The organism is bacterium (assembly GCA_020440705.1).
Classification (GTDB): domain Bacteria; phylum Krumholzibacteriota; class Krumholzibacteriia; order LZORAL124-64-63; family LZORAL124-64-63; genus JAGRNP01.
Genome location: JAGRNP010000198.1, coordinates 1 through 4309, shown reverse-complemented (window position 1 = coordinate 4309; position 4309 = coordinate 1). Strand labels below are relative to the sequence as shown.

At 69.9% G+C, this 4309-nt stretch carries 6 protein-coding genes; 2 read left to right on the top strand and 4 right to left on the bottom strand.

Annotation, left to right across the window (positions count from 1 at the left end; genetic code table 11):
- A partial coding sequence (locus KDM41_17420) for a hypothetical protein (GenBank protein MCB1185203.1) occupies positions 1-427 on the top strand: 427 nt, incomplete at its 5' end.
- Between the two features lie 80 nt (positions 428-507).
- Here the strand turns inward: KDM41_17420 and KDM41_17415 are convergent.
- The 3 genes from KDM41_17415 to KDM41_17405 form a co-directional block, all read right to left on the bottom strand.
- The gene (locus tag KDM41_17415; protein MCB1185202.1) at positions 508-1026 is read right to left on the bottom strand and encodes a hypothetical protein; all 519 of its coding nucleotides are present in this window, start codon (positions 1024-1026) and stop codon (positions 508-510) included.
- Position 1027: 1 nt separating this feature from the next.
- Positions 1028-1345, bottom strand: coding sequence for a hypothetical protein (locus KDM41_17410; protein MCB1185201.1), 318 nt, complete (start codon positions 1343-1345; stop codon positions 1028-1030).
- A 327-nt stretch (positions 1346-1672) separates the two neighbouring features.
- Positions 1673-2446, bottom strand: coding sequence for a hypothetical protein (locus KDM41_17405; protein MCB1185200.1), 774 nt, complete (start codon positions 2444-2446; stop codon positions 1673-1675).
- A gap of 199 nt (positions 2447-2645) precedes the next feature.
- Here KDM41_17405 and KDM41_17400 point away from each other — a divergent pair, with 199 nt between their 5' ends.
- Positions 2646-3167 (top strand): DUF1993 domain-containing protein, encoded by a 522-nt coding sequence (locus KDM41_17400; GenBank protein ID MCB1185199.1) that lies wholly within the window; start codon positions 2646-2648, stop codon positions 3165-3167.
- Between the two features lie 59 nt (positions 3168-3226).
- On the opposite strand, the gene KDM41_17395 is transcribed toward KDM41_17400, so the two are convergent.
- Entirely contained in the window at positions 3227-4093 is an 867-nt protein-coding gene (locus tag KDM41_17395) for a 2OG-Fe(II) oxygenase (GenBank protein ID MCB1185198.1), read from the bottom strand.
- Positions 4094-4309: the final 216 nt, after the last annotated feature.

The following is a 4309-nucleotide window of genomic DNA, read 5'->3' as shown; positions in this document are numbered from 1 at the left end:
CCTCCTCCTCGTCACCAACCTCAAGCCCGCCAGCTGGTCGCCCACCGATGTGGCCGAGCTCTACCGCCTCCGGACCGAGGTCGAGACCTCCTACAAGACCGGCAAGAGCGGCCTTGGCCTCAACGAGCTGCCCAGCTCCAAGGAGCACATCGTCCGCACCCTCATCGACGCCGCCCTCATCCGCGCGCAGCTCGCGATGGCCGCCCGCTCCACCGCCGAGCGACACCTTCCGCCGGGCCGCTGGATCAACCCAGGCCAGTGGGTCACGGTCTGGCGAGAAGTCATCGCTGATGCGATCACCGATCGACCGATCATGTCTTGGAAGGCCCTCGCGCGGCTCGGACAGGACCCGAACGTCGGACGAAGACCGTTGAGAATGGCGGTAGCTGGAGGAGAGAATGAGCATCTATGCGGCCTGGAGGCCTAATCGATCACGGGTGCCCCACAGGGTGTCGCCGGCTTCAGACGAAGCATGCAACTCCAACATCGACAGCGCGCGGGCGCTGTCTAGGTGATGTGGATCTGCTCGAATTCGTCCATTGCGCGGCGGACGAGCTTCAGAAGAGCACGGCCGCTCGCGGCCATGAGCAGCGAGAGGTTCGGGAAGTCGTAGTCGCACGGCGCGACCACCGTGCCACCCGCAAGCCATGGATACTCGGAGTTGTCAGGACGCAGTTCGCGATCGACGGCCGGCGCGAGGCGCTCGATCTCACGCGCGAGGGTGTGCATTCCGCGCATGACCGCCTGGAGCCGGGCGGCCTGGTGCTCGAAGTCTGGTCTCATCGCAGGCGACAGGAGGAAGGCGCGCACGAAGCGCGCGAAGCCAACATGGTGCTGGGTCAGTTCTTCAATTTCGGCGTCCAGGTCTCGGATGCGGTACGCCTTCGCGACCTTTTCGCATGCCATCTGGAGGTAGTGCAGGGTGTGACAGTCGGCCTCGCCGGCGGCGGCGAGGCGCTGGTACACATCCCAGTCCGACCGCGCCTGCCTCACGAAGGCTGCGGCCCACGCCTCGCGGCTGGACACCCTACGCCGCCGTCGGACGCTTGAAGACTTCGGCCCGGTCCAGATCCCACACTGGCGGTAGCGCGCCCGGCGTCTGACGAAGCCTGGCCAGCTCGTTGGACGTCACCTCGGCGATCGCTGTTGGGAACGGCACGTCCTTGGTGGGTGCGAACACATAGGCCTCGAAGCGTTCGCCGGGCACCGTAGCTTCGTTGACCTCCAACAACCGAATCGGCTCGCCCTCGGCGCCGACCAGGACGTAGACCTCTCGCAACTCGGGCTCCACCTTGAAGTGCCACGCCACCAGGTCCCGGACCGCTTGCTCGCGTCGCTCGTCCATGCGCACCTCCTCAACAAATCATACCCGAGTCGGGTCCCCTGCGTCGATCCAGCGAGTGCGTGATCTCCCGGCGTGGTTCATGGGTCTGGCCATGGACTCCTCTCCTCCGAGCACGGCGCCGCGCGTGCTCGCAAATCCGGGGTCGGTCCTCTTGGCAGGCGGTGGCTTCATGCTGCGCCGGTCGCCCGAACGTGGCCACAGACGCAGAGAGCCCGGCCGAGTGAACGACCGGGCACTCGCAGAACCATCTGTATTCACGACGGTTCTTGATGGCACCGGGGGGCAGGCTTCGAACCTGCGACCCTCGGGTCATGAGCCGCGGTGGGCTCAGTTCCAGCAGCTCCACTTGAGGGTGTCGTTGCCGTCGCCGCCGTAGCAGTTGTCGAGGCCGCTGTTGCCCCACAGGGTGTCGCCGCCCTCGTTGCCGTGGATCTCGTCGTCGCCGGGGCCGCCCCAGATGCGGTCGGCGTTGCGGCCGCCGTAGAGCCAGTCGTCGCCGTCGCCGCCCTCGATGTGGTCGTCGCCGTCGCCGCCGTAGATGGTGTCGGACCCGCTGTCGCCGCGGAGGTCGTCGTCGCCGCCGTAGCCGTAGATGGTGTCCGCACCCGAGCCGCCGATGAGGACGTCGTCGCCGTCGTCGCCGAAGATGTCGTCAGGGCCACCCTCACCGAAGACCACGTGGATGCCGGTGGGCTCGTCGAACCAGAAGTCGGGGAGGTAGCTGTCGGCGCCGCTGCCCAGCCAGGCGAGGCAGCCGTCCTTGGAGGCGCAGATCACGGAGTCGTCGCCGTCGTCGCCGTAGATGGTGGCGTAGTCGGCCCGCACCGCGACCCAGAGGATGTCGTCGCCCGCGAGGCCGTCGATGTAGACGCCGGCGTGCGCCGGGCCCGTCCAGTAGTAGTCGTCGCCGTCGATGGTGTTGGAGACGACCCACGAGCCGTTCGGCAGCGCGCGGACGACGATGGCGTCCCGGTCGGCCGTCCCGACGATCTCCAGGTAGCTGGAGGTGCCGTTGCTGGTGACGGTGACGTCCGTCATCGGCACGACGGCGAGGGCGGGGGTGCTGACGGCGAGGAGGAGGAGGGTGGTCAGGGCGCGCATGGGAAGCTCCAGTGTGTGTCGCTGCACCCGGCCCAACACCGCCCACCGACCAGGCGTGCAACGCCCGCGCGACTTTTTCTGGTCGAGGGGCCGCGGGGCCACGCCGGGGTGGCGACGAGCAGGCCGGACGTGGCATCCACTCGGGTCGAACGGCGACCCGCCGGCCGCCGTCGTCGACCGCCTACCCGCAGGAGATCCGATGAACTACGTCGCGACGTTTGCGCGCTTCGCCGAGCACCTCAACAACCTCTGCGCCGACCTGGACAAGGCCGTCGCCTACGCCGCCGAGAAGAAGTTCGATCCGGCCGTGCTGCTGAACGCGCGGCTGGCCCCCGACCAGTTCAACCTCATGCGGCAGATCCAGGTGGCCTGCGACAACGCCAAGAACGGCGCCGGGCGCCTGGCGGACCGGACGGTCCCGGCCCACGCCGACAACGAGGCCACCGTGGCCGAGCTGCAGACGCGCCTGAAGGCGGTGGTGGAGCTGCTGGGGAGCTTCGACGAGGCGGCCTTCGCGGGCGCCGACGAGCGCGTCATCGCCCTGCCCTACTGGGGCGGCCGCTACATGACCGGGGCCGACTACCTGGCGCACTACCTGGTACCGAACTTCTACTTCCACGTGACGACGGCCTACTCGATCCTGCGCCACAACGGCGTGAGCCTGGGCAAGCTCGACTACCTCGGCCGCCTGCCCCTGCGCCTGCCGGCCACCCAGGGCTGAGCCGAGTGGGCTGAGCCGGGTGGGCTGAGCCGAGTGAGCCGCCGGGCGGCGGCGCGCCGTCAGCTCCAGAAGGCCAGGCGCGTCCGCGCCGTGTCGATGGTCAGGAACCCGCCCATGGTCAGCCGCGGGCGCGCCCCCTGGATGGGCGCGACGCGGTGGACGTGCCGACCGGCGTCGAAGACGACGAGGTCGCCCGCCCGCAAGTCGATGATCTCCTTGGCGAAGTGGGCCTCCAGGGCCGCCGTGTCGATGAAGCGCGTCGGCAGCATGGGCAGGTTCGGATCGCTGCCCCAGAGCCCATAGACCACCAGCTCGCCGCCCGCGTCCGGGGCCTGCAGCGTGATGAACCAGCTCAGGATCGTGGTGCGATCCAGGTCGGTGGGCATCCGCTTGTAGACCTCGAGGCCGAAGTGGTTGTCGTGGTGCGAGTAGATCTGCTGGCCCGGGTCGAGGGCGCGCAGGTTGTAGGGGGCCCAGGTGAAGCCGTCATCGAAGACGGGCGGCGCGGCCGGGCGGCCGCCGAAGAGGCCACCGAGGAGGCCCTGGACCGCGGGCGTGGGGCCATCGGCGTCGCCGAAGACGGCGGCGGCGCGCCGGGCGTGCTGGGCCACGTTGTCGCCGTAGCGCTCGATGGACGGGCCGCGCAGCGCCGTGAAGGTGGGCGTGGCGGCGTCGCCGATGGTGCGGATCTCGCCGCCCGTCATGCCGGCGTTCGGGGCCGCCCACTGGTCGGCCAGGTCGGCCGCGCCGAGGCGGGCGACGGTGGCCGCCGTGCGCTCGGCGGGGAACGCCCCGCGCACCACGATGCCGGTGTGGCGGGCGTCGTAGATGGCCTCGATGGTGTCGGCGTGATCGGCGAGGTCGGCGGCGTCGATCGTGGAGAAGCGGAGCGGGTGGCCCTCGCGGGCCGGGGTGCTGGCGTGCATGGCGGGCTCTCCCCGGGTCGTTGACGGCAGCAGGGTACGCCAGGACGCCTGGGCGGTGCGACGGCGACGTCCTTGTTCATCCGCCGCCCGCGCCGGCATGATCGGCGGGAGCCGGGAGGTGCGCATGATCGACTTCGACGCCCCGATCGACGAGGGGGGTGAGCCGCTGCGGGCGCACCTGCGGCGGTGGCTGGTGGCGCCGGCCCATGTGCCCGA

Excerpts from the sequence above, each read along its gene's own strand:
- KDM41_17410 (MCB1185201.1), bottom strand. The coding sequence starts at position 1,345 with ATGGACGAGCGACGCGAGCAAGCGGTCCGGGACCTGGTGGCGTGGCAC.
- KDM41_17405 (MCB1185200.1), bottom strand. The coding sequence starts at position 2,446 with ATGCGCGCCCTGACCACCCTCCTCCTCCTCGCCGTCAGCACCCCCGCC.
- KDM41_17400 (MCB1185199.1), top strand. The coding sequence starts at position 2,646 with ATGAACTACGTCGCGACGTTTGCGCGCTTCGCCGAGCACCTCAACAAC.
- KDM41_17395 (MCB1185198.1), bottom strand. The coding sequence starts at position 4,093 with ATGCACGCCAGCACCCCGGCCCGCGAGGGCCACCCGCTCCGCTTCTCC.